The sequence below is a fragment of the Bifidobacterium samirii genome, from assembly GCF_003952945.1.
In the GTDB taxonomy this organism is placed as follows: domain Bacteria; phylum Actinomycetota; class Actinomycetes; order Actinomycetales; family Bifidobacteriaceae; genus Bifidobacterium; species Bifidobacterium samirii.
This window is the reverse complement of sequence record NZ_QXGK01000020.1, coordinates 15,324-34,404: the sequence shown is the minus strand read 5'-3', so window position 1 is coordinate 34,404 and position 19,081 is coordinate 15,324. Positions and strand designations below refer to the sequence as shown.

General features: G+C 67.1%; 29 protein-coding genes. All 29 read right to left on the bottom strand.

What is annotated here, in order from left to right:
- Window positions 1–14: 14 nt before the first annotated feature.
- Window positions 15–2,951 carry a tape measure protein gene (locus D2E24_RS08740; RefSeq protein ID WP_125968952.1) on the bottom strand — a complete coding sequence of 979 codons (2,937 nt, stop codon included), beginning with the start codon at window positions 2,949–2,951 and terminating at the stop codon, window positions 15–17.
- Between the two features lie 2 nt (window positions 2,952–2,953).
- On the bottom strand, window positions 2,954–3,358 hold the full coding sequence (locus D2E24_RS08735; RefSeq protein WP_125968951.1) for a hypothetical protein: 405 nt from the start codon (window positions 3,356–3,358) through the stop codon (window positions 2,954–2,956).
- Window positions 3,322–3,543: a hypothetical protein gene (locus D2E24_RS08730; RefSeq protein ID WP_125968950.1), complete on the bottom strand. Its 222-nt coding sequence runs from the start codon at window positions 3,541–3,543 to the stop codon at window positions 3,322–3,324. Before D2E24_RS08730 ends, D2E24_RS08735 begins: the two co-directional genes overlap by 37 nt.
- Entirely contained in the window at window positions 3,540–3,674 is a 135-nt protein-coding gene (locus D2E24_RS10730; protein WP_277594840.1) for a hypothetical protein, read from the bottom strand. The genes D2E24_RS08730 and D2E24_RS10730 overlap by 4 nt, the downstream gene beginning before the upstream one ends.
- 11 nt (window positions 3,675–3,685) lie before the next feature.
- Window positions 3,686–4,291, bottom strand: a complete 606-nt coding sequence (locus tag D2E24_RS08725; RefSeq protein ID WP_125968949.1) for a hypothetical protein — start codon at window positions 4,289–4,291, stop codon at window positions 3,686–3,688.
- A 14-nt stretch (window positions 4,292–4,305) separates the two neighbouring features.
- Window positions 4,306–4,695: a hypothetical protein gene (locus D2E24_RS08720; RefSeq protein ID WP_125968948.1), complete on the bottom strand. Its 390-nt coding sequence runs from the start codon at window positions 4,693–4,695 to the stop codon at window positions 4,306–4,308.
- Entirely contained in the window at window positions 4,692–4,934 is a 243-nt protein-coding gene (locus D2E24_RS08715) for a hypothetical protein (RefSeq protein ID WP_125968947.1), read from the bottom strand. Before D2E24_RS08715 ends, D2E24_RS08720 begins: the two co-directional genes overlap by 4 nt.
- Window positions 4,931–5,260 carry a hypothetical protein gene (locus tag D2E24_RS08710; protein ID WP_125968946.1) on the bottom strand — a complete coding sequence of 110 codons (330 nt, stop codon included), beginning with the start codon at window positions 5,258–5,260 and terminating at the stop codon, window positions 4,931–4,933. Before D2E24_RS08710 ends, D2E24_RS08715 begins: the two co-directional genes overlap by 4 nt.
- A complete protein-coding gene (locus D2E24_RS08705) occupies window positions 5,257–5,643 on the bottom strand; it encodes a Gp19/Gp15/Gp42 family protein (RefSeq protein ID WP_125968945.1) in 387 nt (128 codons plus the stop codon). Before D2E24_RS08705 ends, D2E24_RS08710 begins: the two co-directional genes overlap by 4 nt.
- Window positions 5,643–5,915: a hypothetical protein gene (locus D2E24_RS08700; RefSeq protein WP_125968944.1), complete on the bottom strand. Its 273-nt coding sequence runs from the start codon at window positions 5,913–5,915 to the stop codon at window positions 5,643–5,645. The genes D2E24_RS08705 and D2E24_RS08700 overlap by 1 nt, the downstream gene beginning before the upstream one ends.
- Window positions 5,908–6,864, bottom strand: coding sequence for a major capsid protein (locus D2E24_RS08695; protein WP_125968943.1), 957 nt, complete (start codon window positions 6,862–6,864; stop codon window positions 5,908–5,910). Before D2E24_RS08695 ends, D2E24_RS08700 begins: the two co-directional genes overlap by 8 nt.
- A 26-nt stretch (window positions 6,865–6,890) precedes the next feature.
- Window positions 6,891–7,454 carry a hypothetical protein gene (locus D2E24_RS08690; RefSeq protein ID WP_125968942.1) on the bottom strand — a complete coding sequence of 188 codons (564 nt, stop codon included), beginning with the start codon at window positions 7,452–7,454 and terminating at the stop codon, window positions 6,891–6,893.
- A gap of 86 nt (window positions 7,455–7,540) precedes the next feature.
- A complete protein-coding gene (locus D2E24_RS08685; protein WP_125968941.1) occupies window positions 7,541–7,798 on the bottom strand; it encodes a hypothetical protein in 258 nt (85 codons plus the stop codon).
- A gap of 1 nt (window position 7,799) precedes the next feature.
- A complete protein-coding gene (locus D2E24_RS08680) occupies window positions 7,800–9,176 on the bottom strand; it encodes a VG15 protein (RefSeq protein ID WP_125968940.1) in 1,377 nt (458 codons plus the stop codon).
- On the bottom strand, window positions 9,124–10,572 hold the full coding sequence (locus D2E24_RS08675; RefSeq protein ID WP_125968939.1) for a phage portal protein: 1,449 nt from the start codon (window positions 10,570–10,572) through the stop codon (window positions 9,124–9,126). Before D2E24_RS08675 ends, D2E24_RS08680 begins: the two co-directional genes overlap by 53 nt.
- A complete protein-coding gene (locus tag D2E24_RS08670) occupies window positions 10,569–12,032 on the bottom strand; it encodes a phage terminase family protein (RefSeq protein ID WP_241222941.1) in 1,464 nt (487 codons plus the stop codon). Before D2E24_RS08670 ends, D2E24_RS08675 begins: the two co-directional genes overlap by 4 nt.
- On the bottom strand, window positions 11,977–12,249 hold the full coding sequence (locus D2E24_RS08665) for a hypothetical protein (RefSeq protein WP_241222940.1): 273 nt from the start codon (window positions 12,247–12,249) through the stop codon (window positions 11,977–11,979). The genes D2E24_RS08670 and D2E24_RS08665 overlap by 56 nt, the downstream gene beginning before the upstream one ends.
- A gap of 104 nt (window positions 12,250–12,353) precedes the next feature.
- The gene (locus tag D2E24_RS08660; protein WP_125968938.1) at window positions 12,354–12,686 is read right to left on the bottom strand and encodes an HNH endonuclease signature motif containing protein; all 333 of its coding nucleotides are present in this window, start codon (window positions 12,684–12,686) and stop codon (window positions 12,354–12,356) included.
- Between the two features lie 22 nt (window positions 12,687–12,708).
- Entirely contained in the window at window positions 12,709–13,332 is a 624-nt protein-coding gene (locus D2E24_RS08655) for a DUF4145 domain-containing protein (protein ID WP_206430958.1), read from the bottom strand.
- A gap of 339 nt (window positions 13,333–13,671) precedes the next feature.
- Window positions 13,672–14,448, bottom strand: a complete 777-nt coding sequence (locus D2E24_RS08650) for a hypothetical protein (protein ID WP_241222939.1) — start codon at window positions 14,446–14,448, stop codon at window positions 13,672–13,674.
- 118 nt (window positions 14,449–14,566) lie between these two features.
- Entirely contained in the window at window positions 14,567–14,773 is a 207-nt protein-coding gene (locus D2E24_RS08645) for a WhiB family transcriptional regulator (protein WP_125968937.1), read from the bottom strand.
- A complete protein-coding gene (locus D2E24_RS08640) occupies window positions 14,766–15,395 on the bottom strand; it encodes a master DNA invertase Mpi family serine-type recombinase (RefSeq protein WP_125968936.1) in 630 nt (209 codons plus the stop codon). Before D2E24_RS08640 ends, D2E24_RS08645 begins: the two co-directional genes overlap by 8 nt.
- Before the next feature lie 76 nt (window positions 15,396–15,471).
- The gene (locus tag D2E24_RS08635; RefSeq protein WP_125968935.1) at window positions 15,472–15,858 is read right to left on the bottom strand and encodes a hypothetical protein; all 387 of its coding nucleotides are present in this window, start codon (window positions 15,856–15,858) and stop codon (window positions 15,472–15,474) included.
- Window positions 15,859–15,869: 11 nt separating this feature from the next.
- Complete coding sequence (locus D2E24_RS08630; RefSeq protein WP_125968934.1) at window positions 15,870–16,064, bottom strand: hypothetical protein; 195 nt, start codon at window positions 16,062–16,064, stop codon at window positions 15,870–15,872.
- On the bottom strand, window positions 16,061–16,519 hold the full coding sequence (locus D2E24_RS08625; protein WP_125968933.1) for a hypothetical protein: 459 nt from the start codon (window positions 16,517–16,519) through the stop codon (window positions 16,061–16,063). The genes D2E24_RS08630 and D2E24_RS08625 overlap by 4 nt, the downstream gene beginning before the upstream one ends.
- Window positions 16,516–16,935 (bottom strand): DUF3310 domain-containing protein, encoded by a 420-nt coding sequence (locus D2E24_RS08620; protein WP_241222937.1) that lies wholly within the window; start codon window positions 16,933–16,935, stop codon window positions 16,516–16,518. The genes D2E24_RS08625 and D2E24_RS08620 overlap by 4 nt, the downstream gene beginning before the upstream one ends.
- Window positions 16,932–17,624, bottom strand: coding sequence for an exonuclease domain-containing protein (locus D2E24_RS08615; protein ID WP_125968932.1), 693 nt, complete (start codon window positions 17,622–17,624; stop codon window positions 16,932–16,934). Before D2E24_RS08615 ends, D2E24_RS08620 begins: the two co-directional genes overlap by 4 nt.
- Window positions 17,621–18,058: an HNH endonuclease gene (locus tag D2E24_RS08610; protein WP_125968931.1), complete on the bottom strand. Its 438-nt coding sequence runs from the start codon at window positions 18,056–18,058 to the stop codon at window positions 17,621–17,623. Before D2E24_RS08610 ends, D2E24_RS08615 begins: the two co-directional genes overlap by 4 nt.
- Window positions 18,055–19,077: a con-10 family general stress protein gene (locus D2E24_RS08605; RefSeq protein ID WP_125968930.1), complete on the bottom strand. Its 1,023-nt coding sequence runs from the start codon at window positions 19,075–19,077 to the stop codon at window positions 18,055–18,057. The genes D2E24_RS08610 and D2E24_RS08605 overlap by 4 nt, the downstream gene beginning before the upstream one ends.
- Between the last annotated feature and the right edge of the window lie 4 nt (window positions 19,078–19,081).

Sequence of the window (19,081 nt, the reverse complement as noted above, 5' to 3'; positions counted from 1 at the left end):
CTCCTTTATGCGGTTTATGCGGTCTGGAGGGAGTGTTCGAGTTCGTCGCCGAGCAGTTCCAGCAGTCCGGCCACCCGGTCGGACGGCGTGGACGTCGCGCCGTTGTAGGTCAGGTAGACCACGGTCTGCCGTCCGATGGATGCGGCGTCACGGCCGCCGGCAGCGTCCCCGACGGTCATGTCGACCCGGTAGGAGGCCATCGCGCGGCGGACCGTCGTGGCGAGTCCGCCGTCGTCGAACGCGGGCAGCGGGATCTGGTCGGGCATGGCGGCGGCTGCGAGGCGGTCGCCGGCCTTGCCGACGAGGGTCTCGCTACGGCGGATGCCTTCGGCCAGGCCTCTGCCGATCATGATGCCGACCTCGTCGCGCATGACCCGTGACGGAGAGTGGATGCCGAAGAGCTTCTTGATGCCGCCCACGATCGCGTCCTTGAGTCCGCCGATCTGGGCGACGACCCATCCGACCGCGTCGTTGATGCCGTTCCACAGGCCTCGCAGCAGGTTCCCGCCGGCGTCGACGAGCCAGGACGCGGCGTCGGAGAAGAACCCGGTGATGCGCGAGCGGATGCCGGTGACGACTCGGACGACCGCGTCGACGCCGGCGGATGCGGCGTTCTTCAGCCCGGTCCAGATGCTCGTGAAGAACGAGCCGACGGCGTTCCATCCGGCCGTCCATGCGGCCAGGAGCGTCGCCAGGCCGCCGCGGATGATGGCCTGGATCATGTTCCACGCGCCGGTCAGGAGGCTGGTGAGCTGCTGCCAGACGCCGGAGAAGATCTGCTTGACGCCCTCCCAAGCCTGAGACCAGTCGCCGGTGAACACTCCGGTCACGAAGTTGATGACGCCCTGCAATGTGGTCAGGAGGCCTTGGATGATGCCGGCCATCATGGTCACCGCCGGTGTGACGACGCCCAGGATCGCGGTCACGGCCGTGGAGATGACGGGCAGGAGCGCGGTCACCCCGTTGATGATGCCGGTGATGACGGGCAGGAGCGCGCCGATCAGGTTCGCGGCCAGTGCGGCGACCACCGTCATGACCGACGCGACCGACGCGATGATCTGTCCGATGAGAGGCAGGAGTCCGGCTGTTGCGGCGACGATCGTGGCGATGACGCCGGCGCCGGCGGTGAGGACCGTGGCCAGAGGCCCGGCCAGCTGGGCCACCAGGTCCATGACGAGTCCCGCGATCTGGGCGAGGACTGGGGCGACCGTGGCGGCGAGGTCTCCGAGAGCCGGTGCTATCTGCCCCCATGCCTGGGTGAACGCGTCGGCGAGCTGCCGGAACGCGGGCGTGCACGCCTGCACCGCGCCGGCGATGTCCTGTCCGAGGTCCTGGAACGCCGCGGCGAGGGCCGGGAGGTTCGCGCTGATCGGCGCCAGCAGCGTCACGACGGCGTCCGCGAACGCGGAGAGCATCGGCCCGACGGTCGCGGCCAGCTCGCCGAGAGCCGGGCCGGTCGTGGACGCGATGCCGGAGATCGTGTCGCCGAACGACTGGACGAGGTCCTGCAGGGCCGGCAATGCGGACTGCCAGGCGTCCTGGACGGTCTGCCACAGCGGCTGCAGGAGCTCGACGAGGCCGTCCCATGCGGCGCGGCCCGTTTCGGTCTGTGTGAAGAACGCGGCCAGTGCGCCGGCCACGGTCGCGACGCCTGCGGCGACGAGACCCCACGGTCCGAGTCCGAGCGCCGAGGACAGGCCCTTGAGCCCGCCACCGGCCTTGCCTGCGGCCGCGGCGATGCCTCCCAGCTTCCCGGACATGCCGCCGATGGTTCCGACGAGGCCGGAGGCGACGCCGTCGTACGCCTTGGCGGCGTTCGAGAGCCGGATGAGCGTGTTGGCTCCCTCGGCGGCCGGGTCGACTGCCAGCTGCAGCATGGCGGCCAGGTCACGCGACGACTGCGCGGCGGCGACGATCCCCTGGCTCGTCTTGATGGCCGCCAGCCCTCCGGCGAGCCCGCCCAGCGCCGTGGCGGCGGCCTCCGCATAGTGTCCCAGATCGTCGCAGGCGGCGACCAGCACGCCCACGTGCTCCATGGCGTCCTGCACGGCGGGCAGGGCCTGTTCGAGGCCTGTGCGCAGGCCGTCTCCGACGCGTTCGAGGATGGGCGTCGCCTGCGCGGTGAACCCGTCGATCATGGGGATGGCCTGGTTGAACAGGCCTGTCAGTCCCTGGATGACGGGGGTGGCGACGGTCTCGCCGAGTCGGGAGAACGCCGCCTTGACGTTGCCCATGGCGCCGTCGAAGCTCTCGCCGGCGGACTGGGCCGCGCCGCCGAGATGTTCGCGCATCGCCTCCTCGAACTCCTCGAAGCTGACCTTGCCGGCGGACACCATGTCCTGCGCTTCGGCGCTGGTGACCTTGAAGTGGTCGGCGAGGTACTGCAGGACGGGGATGCCGGACTGCATGAGCTGGAGCATCTCGTCGCCCTGCAGCTTGCCCTTGGCGGCGACCTGCTGGAAGATCAGGCCCATGTCGCTGAAGCTGCGCCCGGACACCTGGGCCACGTCGCCGACGGTGGCGAGCACCGTGGCGAGCTGTTTGCCCTGCTTGACGCCGGACGCGACCATGCCGGCCGCGACGCTGGCCGCGTCGCCCAGGCCGAACGCGGTGCCCTTGACCGAGGCGAGCGCGTCGTTCATGATGCCGTCGACGCTCTTGGTGTCGTGCCCGAGGGCCTTGAGCTTGGTCTGGGCCCGTTCGATGTTCAGGGCGCGGTCGAAGCCGCCCTTGGCCGCCAGCCCGGTGAGCGCACCGGTGACGGTGCCGATGGCGCCCACGCCGATCTTGCCGACCTTGGTGAACGTGCCGGACAGTCTGGTCAGGATCGTCTTGGACGATTTGGCGACGCCTTTGCCGGCGCCGTCTCCGATGCTGCCTTCGATGGCCTTGCCCAGACCCTTGGTGGAGGGGCTGATGATGATGTAGCCGACGCCGAGCTCCTGCGCCATGGTCAATCCTCCTTAGGTCCGGTGTCGATGCCGAGCCGTCGTCTGAGCTTGTCCTGCAGGGCCTTGTCGTGGGGGCGCGCCGGGCCGCTGCCGGGACGGTCGAAGGGGCCGGGTCTGAGCCAGGCCGGCGTGGTCCTGGAGCCGGACTGCCCCTGGTTGGCGGCGTGGACGAGCAGTTCGGCGGTGTCGGGGACGTACGAGTATCGGGCGAGCGCGGCCCATGCGTGGCTGGAGTGGTCCTTGAGGATCTCCTTGAGCATGGGCCATGCCGTGTATGCGGGGGTCCGGCCGGGGTCGAGAGGCCCGCCCCACGCCCGATGCCAGTCGTATTGGAGGGCCGGCCGGTGTTCGGCCCACAGGTGCAGGAGGATCAGGATTTTGGGTCGGCGTCCGACTGCCGGCACCATTCGGCGATGATGCGGCCGATGTCCTTGATCTTGTCTCCGCTTTTGCGGTCGAGTTCGCGTTCGAGCCTGGGGTATTCGCGCAGGAGGTAGGCGAGGAAGACGCTCAGTGCGCCGATCCGCTCCTCCTGGTCGAGGTTGTCCCAGCCGCGTGAGACGACGTTGAGGCCCATGGCGAGGACGGTCATGGGGACGCTGCGTGTGTCGTCGAGGCGGGCAGGTCCATGCGCACGTCGCCGTACTGGATGCGCACGGGCCGCGTGTCGCCCTGGTCGGCGATGAGTTCGGGGGTGATGGAGGCGTATTCGCGTTCGTTCACGTCGGGTCCTTTCAGGCGGCCTTGCCGAAGCCGTAGGCCTTCATGAAGTAGGGGTGCTTGGCGGTCTTGTAGGCGCGCAGGGTCATGCCGAAGTTCATGAGGTTGCTGATGTTCCAGGTCATGTCCTCGCGTTCGTTGACCTTGGCCTTGGGCAGGTGCAGGAGGATGAGGTCCTCGGTCTGGGTGAGGCCGGCGACGACGTACTGGTGGTAGGTGTTGCATTCGGCGGAGCTGATGGTCAGGGATCCGTCCTCGGCCTTGCTGGTGTCGAAGTAGGTCTCGACGACGAGGTCCTTGTCCTCGAGTCCGACGAACTGGATGGTCCAGTAGCCTCCGGAGTTCCAGGTGACGGGTGTGTCGCCGTTGTGGGCGGTGAAGTCGTTGCTGTCGCCCGCTTCGGGGTGGATGGTGATGCCGTCCTCGCTCATGTAGCCGAACGGCAGCTTGTCCTTTCCTGGCGTCCAGGATGCGGAGAAGCTGATGTCCTCGGCCACGTCGTACTGGTAGATCGCGGCCTCCTTGATGAGCTTGACGAGGTCGGCGTTGTTGCCGGCGGCGAAGTCGAGGCCGGTGGCGCCGGCGGCGAGGAGCGCCTTTTCGAGTTTGGCGTCTGCCATGGTTTGTCCTTTCGTTATCGGGCGGCTACGGTCAGGAGGACCGCGCCGTATGCGTAGTCGGTGTGGAGTGCCGTGTCGTGCTGGCGGATGGGGCCGGATTGCACGGCGGCGTCCACGATCGGATATGTTCTGCACGCGGCGAGGAGCCGTCGTACGGCGTCCGCGAACAGCGTGCGGGCGGTCCGCCAGTCGCATGAGCCGTCGGGTTGGGACGCGTAGCAGCTCAGGGTGAGGGTCATGCGTTGGGTGACGGGCGTGGGCATGGCGCCCGGGGAGAGCGTCAGGAACACTCGGGGGCCGCCGCCGGGGGGCATGTCCCAGCCGACTGCGGCGTGAGGCAGTCCCGCCGTGAGCAGGTCGGCGATCATGTCGGAGGGGTCGATGCCGATGAGCGACGGGGTCATATCCGCACCTTGCCGAGCATGTCGCTCATCAGTCCGCGGTGCGCGTCCTCCACCGGCATGGGGATCGTGGCGACCACGTTGCCGCGTTCCCCGTCCTCGTTGCGGTACACCTTGATGCTGTCGTGGGCCTCGGCCATGCCCTCGATCTGGTATTGGACCTCGTCGAGGAGCTGCTTGTTGTGCAGCAGCTGGCGTGACACGTTCCTGCGGTTGAGCACGACCTTGACGTTGCGGCTCACAGGTCCTCCTCCCGTTCGACGTGGTATTGGACGCCGACGCATCGTCCGCCGCGGCGCCATTCCTCCGGCGTGTGCGTGACCGTGAGCGTCTCGTCGCGGATGACGGCCTTGTCCCCGATGCGCACCGCGAACGCGGGGGCGCCCCGTAGGTACAGGTCGTATCCGCTCGTGGCCACGGTCCGCCCGGCCTGCGTCGCACGCTCGTACTGTCCTGGCGCGCACAGCACGCGCATGGATCCGAGCGTGGTGGGCTGGCCGGCGGCGCGCAGACCGTGGCTCAGCGTCGTCTCGCAGCGAAGGAACGCGACGGTTTCGGCGGCGTTCATGCATTGCCTCCTGTCATGCGGATGTGGAAGGCGCGGGCCGTGCCGCCGTTGAGGCGTCGTTTCTCCGTGTCGAGCAGGTAGAGGTTGCCCATGGGGTTGGCGAACGTGTACCCCTCGGTGAACGGTCCGGTGGTGGAGTTCATCTGGCTGACTCCCTCGGGCGCGCCTAGCGTGCCGGCGGTCATGGCGCGTTTGACCATGTCGCAGCAGGTGTCGGCGAACAGGCCGGGCGTGCGTGTCTCGGCACGCCGCCAGCCGGGGCAGTCGGCCTGGATGATGCGCGAGGCGCGTTCGAGCAGTACCTGCGCGCGCACCCGCTCCTCTAGGGAGAGTGCGCGCCATCCGCTTTCGAGCTGGTCGACGGTGACGGACGGCGCGTCCATCACGCCTCCCCGACGGGGGTGACGGTCAGTTCACCGGTGTCCATGTCGCGTTCGATGCGCACGCGTACGCCGTCGGCGTCGTCCTGTTCCCAGGATTCCATGCGCAGCATGGCCGTGGAGGGTGCCGCGTCGGACGCGGTGGCGGGTTTGGCCTTCGCCTTGCCGGTCCTGCGGCCGGGCGCGGCCTTGTCCGGGGGCGTGTCTCCGGTGGCGTCGCCGGTGTCGGTCGGGGCGTCGGGCTGGTCGAGGATGTCGGTGTCGATGTCAGCCATTGATCACTCCCGCCAGTCGGGCCGCGGCCTTGCCGCCGAACACGGCCAGGCCGCAGTACAGTTCGACGCGCGTGCGGTAGGACGGCTTGTCCTGCAGCATGCCGAGGTCGTCGACCATGACGCCGCCGTTGGTCAGGCCGGTGACGGCCTGGTCGCCCTCGTCGCCGCCGAAGCGCACGGCGTACACGCTGGTCGTGGTGGTGGCGGTGCCGACGGTCTCGTTGGCGGCCAGAACCATGGTGCCGTCGGTCTTGGTGCCGGCGTCGAGCACGGGCACGCCGTTCCACATGAGCGTGCGCTTGCCGTTGATGTCCTGCTGGAGGGTGGTGTCGTAGCCGATGTGGCGCAGTGCGCTGCGGAACTTGCCCATGATCTGGCTGTTCATGTAGATCGCGCCGTTGGTGGCGTTGATGCCGGGCACGGCGGCCAGCATGCTGTCGAGCGCGTCGAGGAACGTGTGCACGTCGGTACCGCCGTTGCCGAGGACCTTGATGCCGTTGGCGTTGGGGGTGATGACCTGGTTGCCGGTCAGTCGGGTCTTGAGGCCGTCGAAGCTCTTGGCGTCGGTCTTCACGCTGCCGTTGAAGAACGTGTCCTGGAACTTGTAGGAGATGGCCTTGACCTTCATGGCGGTCTGGGTGGCTCGCTGGTCGTTGAGGTCGCTGCGGGTCTGCTGGATGAACCGGTCCACGTCGGCGTCGCCGCCGAGGATGACGAGCTTCTCGCTCTTCTGGTTGACGGTGCCGGTGGATTCGGTGTACGCCTCGTTGACGTTGCGGAACGCGACGCCGGGCAGGGTGGCCTCCTCGTTGTACGCGTACGCGTTGCCTTCGATATCGAGGAACGGGATGCGGTCGAGGACGGGGCTTTCCTGCACGAACATTTCGAGCACGCCCTTCTGGAGGTCGTCGGTGGAGAGTTTGGCCGCTTCGGCCAGGGTGAGTGCCATGGTGGCTTCCTTTCATTAAGGGGTGGTTAGTTGGCGTAGGCGGCGCGCATGCGGTCCATGGGGCTCATGGATTCGTCCGCGCCGACGGGGTCGGTGCGCGGCGGCTTGGGGCCGCGCGGCTTGGACGCCTTGGCCTTGTCGTACATGAGGGCGAGCAGGCTGGTGGCGGCGTCGGTCAGGGTCTTCTCGTCGTCGCCGTTGAGCATGGCGACGGCGTGCGCGTCCAGTCCGGTGGCCTGGGCGACCTTGTCGACGAGGTCGCGGCGGGCCTGCGTGGCCTTGAGTTCGTCGCGTTCCTTCTCGATCGCGGCGAGACGCTCGTTGAGCTTGTCGATCGCATCGCCGTCCTTGTCGTCGTCGCCGGCGGCTTCGTGGGCGTCCCACTTGTCGGCCTTGGCCTTGACCTGCTCCCAGTCGGCGAGCCTGGCCTCCAATTCGGCCAGTCGCTTGGCCGTGGCCTCGCCGCCGTCCGGATCGGTGCCGCCTTTCGGGTCGGTGCCGCCTTTCGGGTCGGTGCCGCCGGCGGGGTCTCCGCCGTCGATGCGCATGACGTGCCTGAGACGCATGGCGAGATGCCTGTTGCGATACATGGGTTACTCCTTTGGGTTGGCTTGGTTTTGGGTATAAAAAAACCACCCGTATGAGGGTGGTTATTGAGAGGATGTCGCTGCTTGCGCTAAAGCGCAGGTAACGACATCTCTTCCGTGTCGGGCGTCATGTAATGCCAGAAGACATCGGTTCCCGGGGTGAGCTGGTGTATGGACCCGTCCTGCTTATCCACTGCGATCTGTGGGAGTCCGACTTCGGATGGATGGGCTTCGGCCGTCTTGAAATCGAGGCCGAAGATCCACGCGAGATCATTCTGCGCGGCGCCGTACACCCCCATGTTCGGGTAGACGCGATCGGCGAGCCTCATGGCCTCATGGACGTCCATGTCACTCCTCCTTGCAGTATTTGCGCACGAGCGCGGTTGGTGCGGCATTGTCGCATCTCATTATACGGGTGGCTCCGGGCCGGATGATATCGAAATATCTGGAAACGTTCATATTGCCGGTTTGCGGGTCGAGGAATTGCACGCCGTGTTTCAGGTTCTCCACCACGAAGACATGCCGAAAACCGTTTTTCCATGTGATTTCGACGATCGCGCGGCTGCCAACGCCCCATTCGTCCATGCGGCGGAGGACGTCGGTTTTCCCCGAACCCTGACCGCAATCGAACCATTCGGACCGAAACGCGGTCTGCCAACGGTTGGTGTCGGTGTCGTTGGCAGGCGTCCCGTCGGGGTTCATGGGACGGGGCATCGCCCTGACCGCAAACCCTCTGCGGCGCATTTCATAGGCGACTACGCAACGCTGGCAGTTGTTCTCGTATTCGGGCCCCTCCCCGAAGTGCGGATTGGTGCCCGACACCGCCTCGCGCAGCGAACTGCTGCCGAGGAACGAACGGAACGGTCGGTCGGGATCGAAGTTCGGCGGACGGCCCGGACTCTTCTTGAGGCTGTCCGGAACAACCGAATCCGTGCACAGGCCCGGTGTGGAACGGTATGCCTTGAGCAGATCGCCGCCGTACTCCTTGTCGGCGAGCGCCTTCATGGTTTCGTAGGTTTGTTTGAGGTTGGTTTCGTCGTATCCGTGGAGTTGTTGTCGGCCCCAGGTGGGGATGACGGTGCAGCGGCAGTTGGGGTGGTAGTAGTTGCCTCCTTTGGTGTGGCCGGCTGTTTCCTCGCTGGTGTATGCGAAGCCTCGTGAGGCGAGCAGCATGCAGAAGGCGCAGGTCTTGGGTCCTTGGGGGATGCGCGCCCATCGTGGGTGGGTGGGGTCTTGGCGCATGTTTCGTTGGATGGTCAGCCGGTTGGAGGTGTGGATCATGTCGGCGATGAGCTGTTGTGCGTCGTCGATGTTGGTGAGGTCGGGCCAGAGGTCGTCGATGGTCATGCCGGCGCGGGATTGTCCGTTTTTGACTTGGGTGTAGGTCAGGCCGTTGAAGTCGGTGTTGGAGAAGCCTCCTTGGACCTGCCATAGGATGCGGTCGGGGTCGATGGTGGGTGTTTCGTGGTAGGGCAGTTCGGTGTCGGTGTATGTGGACCAGAGTTCCCGGATGGTTTCGTAGTAGTCGTCGGCCAGTTGCGAGGCTTGGCTGGTGTAGTCGTTGACGAGTTCCTTGATGTCGAGGTCGTTTCTGGCGATGGCGGTTTCGATGTCGTCGGTGGCGGCGTCGGTCAGGTTGTCGAGGTCGTCGGTGTAGTTCTTGTAGGCTGCGTCAAGCAGTCGTTGGAGTTCCTCCTGTCGGTTCTGTGGTGGTTGCAGGTTCATTGGGGTCGCCTTCCTGCGTGTGCTGTGCGGTGGCTTTCAGCTGGTCGATGGCTTGTTGTGCGCGTTTGCGTCGTGCTTCGGCGCGTAGGGTGCGGCGCTGCTGGTCGGTCAGGTCGAGCATGTCGTAGGTGACCTCGCTGTCGGCGGGCAGGATGTTGCCTTGGACGAGTTTGAGGGCGAGGTCGGCCGCGGCGGCCTTGGACGGGGTGCTGGGGTTGCGCCATTGGGGGTGGAGGGCCTGCACGTCGCCGTCCGTGCCGGCGAAGCGTTGGGCGCGTTCCAGGATGTGCTCCCATGGGCGGGCGAACCAGGTGTGGCATTCCTCGGCGAGCAGACACAGCTCCTTGTTGGCCTTGTCGATGGCTTCGGCGCTGGAGGGGTTGTCGGTGAGCACGCCCATCGCGTCGGGCGGCAGGCTCGTCGCGGACGCGAACATGGTGGCGGTCTGGCGCAGTTGGGCGATGTGGGGTTCGAACGACGCCTGGCTGAACTGGCCGACGGTCGGGTTCTGCTGGGTCTGGGGGTTGGGAGGCAGGGCGAGCACGTGGTCGAGGGTGATCTTCCACTGCGGGACGGGGTCGCCGTTCTCGTCGGTGAACATGTCCTGGCTCACGCCCATGAAGTAGCGTGCGGGCACGCTGTACAGTTCTGCCTGGATCTCGCCGCGCAGGAACGTGCGTACGGCGCTGTCGGTCAGGCTCATGACGGTGCGGCTGATGCGCGAGCGGCCGAAGGGGCGTTTGCTGTCGGGTTTGAACGCGAACAGTTCGCACGGTATGCGCCCGGACCCGTCGTCCCAGCGGTTGGACGCGTGCCAGCCGCGTTCGTCGTGTTCGATGGTGACGGTGTGTTCGTAGTCCATGAGCGTGGCGCCGGTGACGTGACGGTAGTCGTCGCTGGTGTCGAACAGGAGCGCGGCGGACAGGCGGCGTCGGCGTCGGTCCCAGATGCCGGTGGCGGTGTCGGCGGTGTATTCCTGGATGATCGCGTCCGGGTCGCCCGTCGTGGTGTCGCCGGGGTAGACGGCCACGAAGCTGCACGAGTGGACGAACGCGTCGGTGTGGACGCTCTGGGCGAGGCCGGCCAGGTCGTTGAGGTCGACGATCCGGTCGGCGAGGTCGGTGAGCTGGTTGCCGTCGTCGGCGGCGAACCCGTCGAGGCGCACGCGGTTGGCGAGGCCTTCGACGGCCTTCTCGGGCCAGCCGACCACGACGGACACGTCCTTGGCGATGGCGGGCAGCGCGTAGCCGATGTCCTTGAGCCGGTTGCGTCCGTCGTAGTAGGTCGAGCGCAGCCGGTTGCGCGCGCGCTTGCGGCGCAGGCGGTCCAGGAGGAACCGGTAGAGGCGCTGCTCGCCGTCGGTCAGGCCGGTGACGGTGTCGGGGAAGCTGATCATGGCAGTCGTATCATCCTTCGGGATTGTCCGGGGCGTCGGAGGCTGGTCATGGCGCCGTGCAGGGCGAGGGTCACGGCCACGAGCGGGCTGATGTCCACGTCCGAGCCGAGCTTGTTCCATCCCATCGCGCCGCTCGCGCCGATGGGGCGGGTGGAGCATCCGGCCACGGCCTCGTCGAGCGGGGCCTGCGCGATGTGGGCGAGACGCCGGTCGCGCAGCATGTCCTGGAAACGGCCGACGGCCCGTCCCATGTCGGTGGGGCCGGTGAGCGTGACCTGCACGCCCATGCGTCTGAGGTCGGGCACGAGCACGGTGGCCGGGGATTGGGCGTCGATGACGACGGCCGCCATGCGAGGCCAGCGCTGCGCGATCCAGTCCACGGCCCACTGCGTGCCGTGGTGGCGCGTGTCCTTGAACTTGACGAGCTCTATATGCGCGGGCCCCTCGTCCCATGCGCGGCATGCGCCGATGGCGAGCGAGCCGCGGTCGGGCGGCATGTCCACGCCTATCGCGGTCCAGTGTCCGGGGCGTTCGGAGCGCGCGTCGGTCAGGCCGGCCGTCCACTGGTCGGGGTCGATGGCGGAATGGAACGCGACGTCGTCCCAGATGCCGAGGCATTCGCGGCGGAAGTCGTCGGCGGCGAGCTGCTCGTACAGGTTGAGGATGCTTTCGTCGCTGGTGTGCGATGGGTAGGACGGGTTGGCGCGCATCCACTGGTCGCGGTCGAGCGGGTCGCACCCGCGTTGGGCGGAGTATTCGACGTACAGGCTGCGCTTCGACCGGTGGGCCAGCGCGTTGGCGCGGTGGCGGGCGAACACGGCGCCCTGCTGGTCGGGGCCGGGCGGCGTGCCCATGTACCAGGTCTGCGGGTTGTCGGCGCGGTTCTGGGTCGGCAGCACGCTTGCGAGGGCGCTGTCGGTCAGATGCTGGGCCTCGTCCAGGACGAGCAGCCCGACCTTCTTGAACCCTCGGATGGCGCCGTTCTCGCGGGCCTTGAACGCGATGCGGCTGCCGTTGCGGAAGTAGATGGCCTCCTTGCCGGCGGCGGAGTGGATCCCGTGGTCGGGGTCCACGAACGGTTCCATCTCGTCCATGAGCGCGATGTCGCGCAATGTCTGGAACGTGTCCTGCGTGACGCTGAAATGGTGCGTGGTCCAGATCGCGGTGAACCCGGGGTTGCGGATGCACCGGTGGAACGGCACGAACCCCACGTCGAACGTCTTGCCGGTCTGGCGCGGGACGCTCATGTCCACGTTGCGCGCCGCCCACAGGCCGTCGTCGCGCTTGGCCAAAGCGTACCGGTTGATGGCCCGCTGCCACGGGTCGAGCCGGTAGCCGAGCGCCTCCACGAACGCGTTCAGGCTCGGCTCGCTGGTGGCCGCCATGCCCTCGGGCAGGACGAGCTCACTGGCCCCCGGGATCGGACAGGGGCAGGTCGCGGATTCCGAACGCCTGGACAATGGGGTTCTCCTTCGCGCTGTCCCGCTCGTCGAGCGCGCGGATCTCGTTGTTGATGTCCACCAGACGTTTCGAGAGCGACGCGAGGTCGCGTGGGGGAACGCCCTCGTCGATGGCCGCGGCGATCTGGTTGCGCAACGCGACCAGCAGACGCCGCGGATCGTTGGAACTGGCCGCGTTGAACACGGTACGCCGACCGTCACCGGCTGCTTTGGCCATGCCGGTCTCCTTTCGGCCCGTGTGGAAAAACGCCCGGGTAAAAAACGGCCCTGCACCCGAGGAGGCTCAAAACGGGCCGGCCGGGGTATCCTCCCCATACCATCTCACCAGTCGCCGCTGGTCTCGAACGGCAGCGACGTGGCCGGAGGGCGCGGCCGGCCGGCCAAAAGCATGCGCGCATGCTCGTCGGTTTGGTCGCTCTTGAGCCGGTTGCAGCGCCGATGCGTGAGGCGCACGTTGCGCCAGTCGAGCGGATCGCCGCCGCGTGAGACGGGCACGATCTCGTCGACCTCGGCGCTCAACGGGTGCGGCGTGCGCAGTGTCTTGTCCACGGGCTGGCCGCAGATGGCGCACACGTCGTAGGCGGCGAGCACGCGCTGGCGCAGCTGGTCGCGCCGATACCCGTTGGAACGGCGGGGGTTGGCGCGACTGCGCATGTCCACCTCCGAGGAGTCGTTCTTATGCGTTCGGGTTCGCTCCCCGTTGCTTGCGGGCTTCCTGCCTGCGCCGGATCGCCGCAGGCATCTGGTAGACGTAGTCGAGGAACGTGGCGAGGAACCCGAGCACGTCGTCGGCGTCGTCCATCCCGACCGGCTCCACGAAGTCGCCGTGGGCCATATCGTTGCCGAGGTAGCGTATCTCATGCGCTTCGGCCTGTATCTGCGGACTGATCACGCCATCGTCGGCGAGCGCGTCGATTTTGGACGCGAGGTTTCCCTTGGTCACGCCCTTGTCCTTCGCGCAGGCTTCCAGAACGCTGCGGGCCATGAGTATCGCCGCCCTGTAGGAACGGATGCTGAAGCACGCATACGCCTCGGATGCGGCGTCCGATATATGCTGTGGCACGTCCTTGAACTCCCTTCCCAACGGCTCTTCGGGGAGCCAGTGAATCAGCTTCTCCGAGTCCTCGCCGTTCGCGTCGACGAACCAGTTGGCAGATACCGTGCCGATCGTGACACGGTAAGTTGCAAGGGCGGACTCGTCCGCCATTGCGATATTGGGGTATCCGCAATAATCACAGGTGCAGAACGCGACCCATGCGCCGCCCTTGTCCGTTTTGTAGGAGTCCTTGACGCGCGTCATATGCGCGCTCGCGCCACAATGCCAGCAGATTCTTGAAGCCATATCGGCATTGTAGCGGTCGGATCGGGTGGGAGGCATGCTCGCGCCTCCGATGGTGGGTGAGGTGGCTTGGGCGGGATTCGAATCCGCGGTGGAGTGTCGGTGTTTGCTCCACACCGCGCCTCACGGCGGGGTCCTTTAGTCCTCTCGGGCACGCAAGCCTTGGCGGGCGGACATGATTCGGCGCGGGGTGTGGACTCCTGCGCCGCCCGATCGGGGGCCGCCCATGTGAGTGGATATGCGAAGGCCCGGGGGTGTTTCCCGGGCCTTCGCTTACAGTTATCCACTGGCTATTGTCGGTTACAGTCGTCGGTTTGTCAAGCTGGTGGGTGCGATGACGCGCCGGTAGACGTCGCAGTAGGCGATGTTGCCGTGGGTGTCGGTGGGGATGATGCCTCGGTTTTTCCAGATGTTGATGGTGCCGCGTCTGACGGTGATGCCCGCGTCGGTGAACGCGCGTGCGATTTCGGCTGCGGATCCGCGGCGGGTGTCGTCGAAGCACAGGCGTTCGAGTCGTCGCAGGCGTACGGTCTGGACGCGCTGCACGCGCTCGCATGCGGGGCAGGTGACCCATTGGTCGTGGGGGCCTGCGGTGAGCATGGTGGCGCACGTGTCGCACGGGCCGATCTCGCGCCGGTGTTCGGGCGGGTCGATGATGCGGTCGGTCTGGGCGCTGAGGCGGGCGAACGTGTCGAGCGTGAGGCCGGCGTCGGGGTAGGTGGCGAGGCGTGGGTGTCCGGCGATGCACCAGAGCGTGGTGTGCGTGTCCACGTCGGTGGCGACGCGGTTCCATTGTTGGGCGTCGACGCCGTTGAGGCGGCGCAGCAGTTCGCTGCCGGTCGCGTCGATGGTGTCGAGCAGGTCGAGCACGTCCAGTCGTAGTGGTGTGGGTGCGGTCGGGGTGATGGTGCGGGTGGGCTGGTGGCCGCCGGGGTGCAGGGTCGCGTCGAGCGAGTCGCGCAGCGGTTCGAGGTCCTTGGCGAGTTGCAGGAGCGTGCGGAAGAGCAGGCTCTCGCACGCCTGGCAGAGCGTGTAGGGGCGGGCGACGGATGTGTGGCAGTGCTGACACGCGGGCATGCTGGGATTCCTTCCGCAAGATGGGTATGGTCATGTCCTGGTTGTGACACTTCCTTCAATCACGCCGGCCCCGGGTTCCTGCCTTTACCCCCGGGGCCTTTTCATGCCCGACGGCCGGTCAGCCGCGCCATTCGCCGCCCCACACGCCGATCAGCGGATACCCGCCATACCGCGCATGCTCATCGGCGAACCGTCTGCACTCCACACGTACCGGACACGACGCGCACACACGGATCGCACGCCTCGTCCGCCACGACCGCTCGGTCGAGAACCACATATCCGGATCCATGCCCCGGCACGACGCCCGATCCCTCCAGTCAGCCACGGCCCCCTCCTTCCTCGGGGCAGTTGATCCTGGTCTCGACGAACCGGCCGACCGTGGCCCGGTGCACGCCGTACACGCGGGCTATGGCGGCGTTGCTCATGCCCATGTCGAGCATGTCCCGGATCTCGTCGATATGCGGGCCGAGCTTGGTCTTGCTCAGGTCGCTCATCGCCCCGACCGGCCGCCCCAGCGTCACGCCCTCGGCCCTTCGACGCGCCAGCGCCTCCTTCGTGCGCTGGCTGATGAGGTTGCGTTCGATCTCGGCGGACAGGCCGAACGCGAACGCGAGGACCTTGCTCTGGATGTCGTCGCCCAGCCGGTACCCCTCCTTGACCGTCCAGACCCGCACGCCCCGCTCCATGCAACGGTTGAGCACGTCCATGATCATGAACAGGCTTCGCCCCAGCCGCGACAGCTCGGAGCAGACGATCAGGTCGCCCTCCCGCATCGTCCCGAGCAGCCTCCCCAGCTCACGCTTGTCGACGGCCTTGGTGCCGCTGATGGTCTCCTCGAACCACACGCCGACCTCCATATGCTCACGCCCGCAGAACCGGTCGATCTCGAACCGCTGGTTCTCCACGGTCTGCCGGTCGGTGCTCACCCTGACATACCCATAGATCATCGAAACCATTCCTCCCTCCCGCGAGCGCCGTCATCGATGATGATGAGGGCGCTCGCTGGCTGTTTCGTCGTGGTGGTCAGTCGTCGAAGTGGATGTCCTGGACGTCGTGGGCGATTAGTGCGCACACGTTGCCCAGGATGGGGCGGAGTTTCCTGCCGCGCACGGCGGTGCCGTCGTTCAGCAGGACGGCTGCGGTCCAGCGGTCCCACTGGTTGTGTGATGCGCATGCCATGAGCGCCTGTTGGCCGTCGGGCGCGTGGTAGACGACCGTCACGCTCTCGATCGGCCTGTCCGTCTCGCGCCTGCCGTCGTACGGGTCGGACAGCGGCCCATCCGCGTTGCCCTGCGCCCAGCGGATGCCCTCACGCACGCCCCGATGCCACGCAAGCGATTGGAGACGGCGCTCGCGGGTGGTGGCGGTTTCGGTGTTTTCAGCGTTGGATTCAGTGTTTTCAGCGTTCATTGCATGGTCTTTCAGTCGTATTCGAGGTAGGTGGGCGTGCCGTAGGTGAGCATGAGGTCGGCGAGCGCCTGCGGGTAGTGGTCGGGGTCGATCGGCTTGTATGGGGTGGTGGCGATGAGGCCGAGGTCGTCGATCATGTCGCGGATGGTGTCGATGGTGTGGACGCGTCCGGTGGGCGTGGGGTCGGTCGTGGTGGTGTTGGTCATTGCTCCACTCCTCCTGGTTGGCCGCTGATCCAGCGGGTGCCGTTTTTGCCGATGACGATGGTGACGTTGCGGCCCTTGACGTTCTTGCCCATGTGGGCGCGTCCGTCGCTCTTCTGCTTGCACAGCAGGCAGTCGCGCTCCCAGCCGCGCCCGTGCCGGCCGCCCCTGTCCCTGTACCGCCACCGGGTGGTCTTCGGGGTCCACTTGTGCCCGTTGCCGCAGTATTCGCTCATGCCGCGCGTGCTGATGGGCGGTTCCGTGTCCGTGCGGGTCTCGATCGTGCCGCCCGATACGGCGCCGTCCGTCAGGACCGTGTGATGGCATGTGCGGCACAGGCCATCCCTGCACAGGCGGGGGAAGCGTTTGCGGCAGCGTCCGCACGCGTACGTGACGGCATGCGGCCGGCTGTACCGTGCGACGGGCCCGTCGATGTCGTCGCTGATCTCGTCGCTCATCGTTGCGTCTCCTTCTCCGTGTCGTATTCGTACATATGTTCGATGAGGTCCGCGAGCGCCAGTAGCGCCTCGTGTACGTCTCCGATGGCGAGGTCGCGCCATACGCGGTATTCGGGTTCGTTGCCGTCCCGTTCGGCCTCGCCTCGCAGGCGGATGAGGATGCGCGTCTGGGTGAGCGTCCATCTGACCGGTTCGTTTCGGGCGATGGACTCTCGCAGATACCATTGCGCCTTGCGCAGGTCCTCGACCGGGTGGCCCTTGGATCGGTAGCGCCATAGGTATTTGCAGCAGTTGCCCATGCAGAAGGTGCAGTCGCCGGTCAGCTGGATGCACTCCATGCCCGGATGCGAGCGCGTGTAGTGGGCGGGATGCTCCACCATGTCCGGGGTGGTCGGCGATGTCGGTACGGTGCTCATCGCGGGTCTCCTTCGGTGCGGACGGCGCGCAGTTCGTCGAGGATGACGGCGTATTCGTTGCGGTCGCGTCGGATGCAGTCCATGACGCGGTGGACGGCGCCCTCGTGCGGCCGGCCCGTGGCATGCCGGCCGGCCGCGCCGTCGGCGAGGGCCTGCCGGGCGATGCGGAACGAGCTGAGGTCGAGCTTGCGATGCTGGAGGCGCTCGCGGAGCCATTGGCCGTGTTCGCCGGACGGGGCGAGTTGCCGGGTGATGACGTCGAGGTCCCAGTCCACGTTGGTGCCGGCGGGGATGAGCAGGTGGTGTTCGGCGAGCCGGTCGAGCCATTCGGTCAGGTCGTTGGCGACGGGCTGGTAGGCGTTCTCGTCGGGGTCGGTGTACCACACGTCGTCGAGGAGGCCGTTGTCCAGGTGCATGCGCAGCGCGTCGATGTCGCACTCGTAGACGTCGAGACGGTCGGGGCGGACGATGGAATGGAATTCGTCGATGTCGCCGGACGCGTCCAATGGGGTGGCGACCATGCCGATCTCGAGCAGACGGGCCCGGTCGCGGTCGGCGCCGGTGGTTTCGGTGTCGATCCACAGGAGCAGCGGGGTCCGGCTTGGCGGCAGTGGCGGCGGGGGCGTCGTCGTGGCGTCGGCGCCGGCGGTCGTGGTCGTGCCGTCGGTGGTGGTCGTGGTGTCGGTCATGATTGCTTCCTTTCGTGGTCGTGGGTGATGTCGCCGATCCAGGCGTCCATGCCGTCGGGCGGGACGGTGGGGCGGCGGGTGCCGTCATGGGCGAGCAGTTGCCAGCCGTGGCGGCGGTAGTAGACGGGCGTGTGGGTGGGGTCCTGCCATGAGGGGACGAGGTAGCCGAGCCGGTAGGCGGTGTCGCCGGCCTTGCCGTGGACCCAGCCGTGGCAGCCGTCCGAGCCGCTGCCGCACAGGGGCAGCAGGTTGCCCGGTTCGTGCAGGCCGTCGTATCCGTGGCCCTGGCTGCGTTTGAGCCGGTGGTGGATGCTGAACCCGCTCCACCGGTGGTCGATGTTCCGGCCGCAGATGGCGCATTTCCACCCGTCGCGGGCCAGGACAGTGCGGCGCGTGTCCGGGCTGGGCCCGTCCGGGGTCCTCCGGCCGCTCATTGCGCTGCCTCGCCCTGCATGGTCTCGATGCGCCTGGCGCGTCGGGTGAGTTCGTCGACGATGGCCTGGGAGGCCTCGTCGGGGCTGGTGCCGGTCTTGACGCTGGCCCAGAAGTCGCGCTCGTGGTCGGCGGTGAACGCTCCTGCGGGGACCCGTTGTTCGATGTGCTCGCGGATCCAGTCGCGGGTGACGGTGCCCCATTCGTAGCTGCTGGGCCGGTCGGGCTGCCATCGGCGCCATTGCCCGTCATGGAGCCATTCGGGCAGGGACGGCACGTCGCGGCGCAGCACGCTCCCGGCCTCGACGGCTCTGGAGTAGCGGACCACGCTCGCGTACAGGGTCCGCGCGTCGCAGTCGGCCAGCGTCTCGTCCACGGCCCGGTCGGCGTCCGCCCGCCGGCCGCGGCGTCCGGGGTACGCGTCCCGCACGAGGCGGCGGGTGCGCTCGTCGGCGTGCCGGACAGGATCGTCCGGCGCTGGCCCGGCTTCGGCTGCTTCCGGGGGGTAGGGGGGATTATCGGTATAGGTATCGGTTAGGGTATCCGGTTGCTTCGTTTTGCCGTCAGTTTGCCAGAGCGTTTCCGAAGCATGTGCTTCGTTGTTTGCTTCGTTTTCCCCCGAAGCACGTGCTTCGGCTTTGGTGCGTCGTGAACGTCCCGATGCCTTTCCTCCGGCCTTGCCGGCCTCGGATCGTTTCTTGCGCAGTTGCGGGTTGTTGGAGAACTTGCCGAACGGCGGGGCCTCGACGAGCCGGTACCGGTCCTCTCCCAGATCGCACCACATGCCCGCTTCGGTGAGCTCCGCGATGATGGTACGGAGCTTGCGGGGCGTGGGCGGTCTGCCGAAGATGCGGGTGACGAGTTCGACGCGTTTGATCGTGAAGCATCCGTCGAAGTCGTCGCTGAACATGCGCCTGCCGACGTAGGAGCACATGATGGTGTGCACACCGAGCGCCTCCGCGCTGACCTTTTCCATGCTCGGAGAGTCGTAGAGGGCGTCGTCGACCATCCACCAGGTCATGGTC

Coding starts and splice junctions, on each gene's coding strand:
- D2E24_RS08740 (WP_125968952.1), bottom strand. CDS start 2,951: ATGGCGCAGGAGCTCGGCGTCGGCTACATCATCATCAGCCCCTCCACC.
- D2E24_RS08735 (WP_125968951.1), bottom strand. CDS start 3,358: ATGGTGCCGGCAGTCGGACGCCGACCCAAAATCCTGATCCTCCTGCAC.
- D2E24_RS08730 (WP_125968950.1), bottom strand. CDS start 3,543: ATGACCGTCCTCGCCATGGGCCTCAACGTCGTCTCACGCGGCTGGGAC.
- D2E24_RS08725 (WP_125968949.1), bottom strand. CDS start 4,291: ATGGCAGACGCCAAACTCGAAAAGGCGCTCCTCGCCGCCGGCGCCACC.
- D2E24_RS08720 (WP_125968948.1), bottom strand. CDS start 4,695: ATGACCCCGTCGCTCATCGGCATCGACCCCTCCGACATGATCGCCGAC.
- D2E24_RS08710 (WP_125968946.1), bottom strand. CDS start 5,260: ATGAACGCCGCCGAAACCGTCGCGTTCCTTCGCTGCGAGACGACGCTG.
- D2E24_RS08705 (WP_125968945.1), bottom strand. CDS start 5,643: ATGGACGCGCCGTCCGTCACCGTCGACCAGCTCGAAAGCGGATGGCGC.
- D2E24_RS08700 (WP_125968944.1), bottom strand. CDS start 5,915: ATGGCTGACATCGACACCGACATCCTCGACCAGCCCGACGCCCCGACC.
- D2E24_RS08695 (WP_125968943.1), bottom strand. CDS start 6,864: ATGGCACTCACCCTGGCCGAAGCGGCCAAACTCTCCACCGACGACCTC.
- D2E24_RS08690 (WP_125968942.1), bottom strand. CDS start 7,454: ATGTATCGCAACAGGCATCTCGCCATGCGTCTCAGGCACGTCATGCGC.
- D2E24_RS08685 (WP_125968941.1), bottom strand. CDS start 7,798: ATGGACGTCCATGAGGCCATGAGGCTCGCCGATCGCGTCTACCCGAAC.
- D2E24_RS08680 (WP_125968940.1), bottom strand. CDS start 9,176: ATGAACCTGCAACCACCACAGAACCGACAGGAGGAACTCCAACGACTG.
- D2E24_RS08675 (WP_125968939.1), bottom strand. CDS start 10,572: ATGATCAGCTTCCCCGACACCGTCACCGGCCTGACCGACGGCGAGCAG.
- D2E24_RS08665 (WP_241222940.1), bottom strand. CDS start 12,249: ATGGCCAAAGCAGCCGGTGACGGTCGGCGTACCGTGTTCAACGCGGCC.
- D2E24_RS08660 (WP_125968938.1), bottom strand. CDS start 12,686: ATGCGCAGTCGCGCCAACCCCCGCCGTTCCAACGGGTATCGGCGCGAC.
- D2E24_RS08655 (WP_206430958.1), bottom strand. CDS start 13,332: ATGACGCGCGTCAAGGACTCCTACAAAACGGACAAGGGCGGCGCATGG.
- D2E24_RS08650 (WP_241222939.1), bottom strand. CDS start 14,448: ATGCCCGCGTGTCAGCACTGCCACACATCCGTCGCCCGCCCCTACACG.
- D2E24_RS08640 (WP_125968936.1), bottom strand. CDS start 15,395: ATGATCTATGGGTATGTCAGGGTGAGCACCGACCGGCAGACCGTGGAG.
- D2E24_RS08635 (WP_125968935.1), bottom strand. CDS start 15,858: ATGAACGCTGAAAACACTGAATCCAACGCTGAAAACACCGAAACCGCC.
- D2E24_RS08630 (WP_125968934.1), bottom strand. CDS start 16,064: ATGACCAACACCACCACGACCGACCCCACGCCCACCGGACGCGTCCAC.
- D2E24_RS08625 (WP_125968933.1), bottom strand. CDS start 16,519: ATGAGCGACGAGATCAGCGACGACATCGACGGGCCCGTCGCACGGTAC.
- D2E24_RS08620 (WP_241222937.1), bottom strand. CDS start 16,935: ATGAGCACCGTACCGACATCGCCGACCACCCCGGACATGGTGGAGCAT.
- D2E24_RS08615 (WP_125968932.1), bottom strand. CDS start 17,624: ATGACCGACACCACGACCACCACCGACGGCACGACCACGACCGCCGGC.
- D2E24_RS08610 (WP_125968931.1), bottom strand. CDS start 18,058: ATGAGCGGCCGGAGGACCCCGGACGGGCCCAGCCCGGACACGCGCCGC.
- D2E24_RS08605 (WP_125968930.1), bottom strand. CDS start 19,077: ATGACCTGGTGGATGGTCGACGACGCCCTCTACGACTCTCCGAGCATG.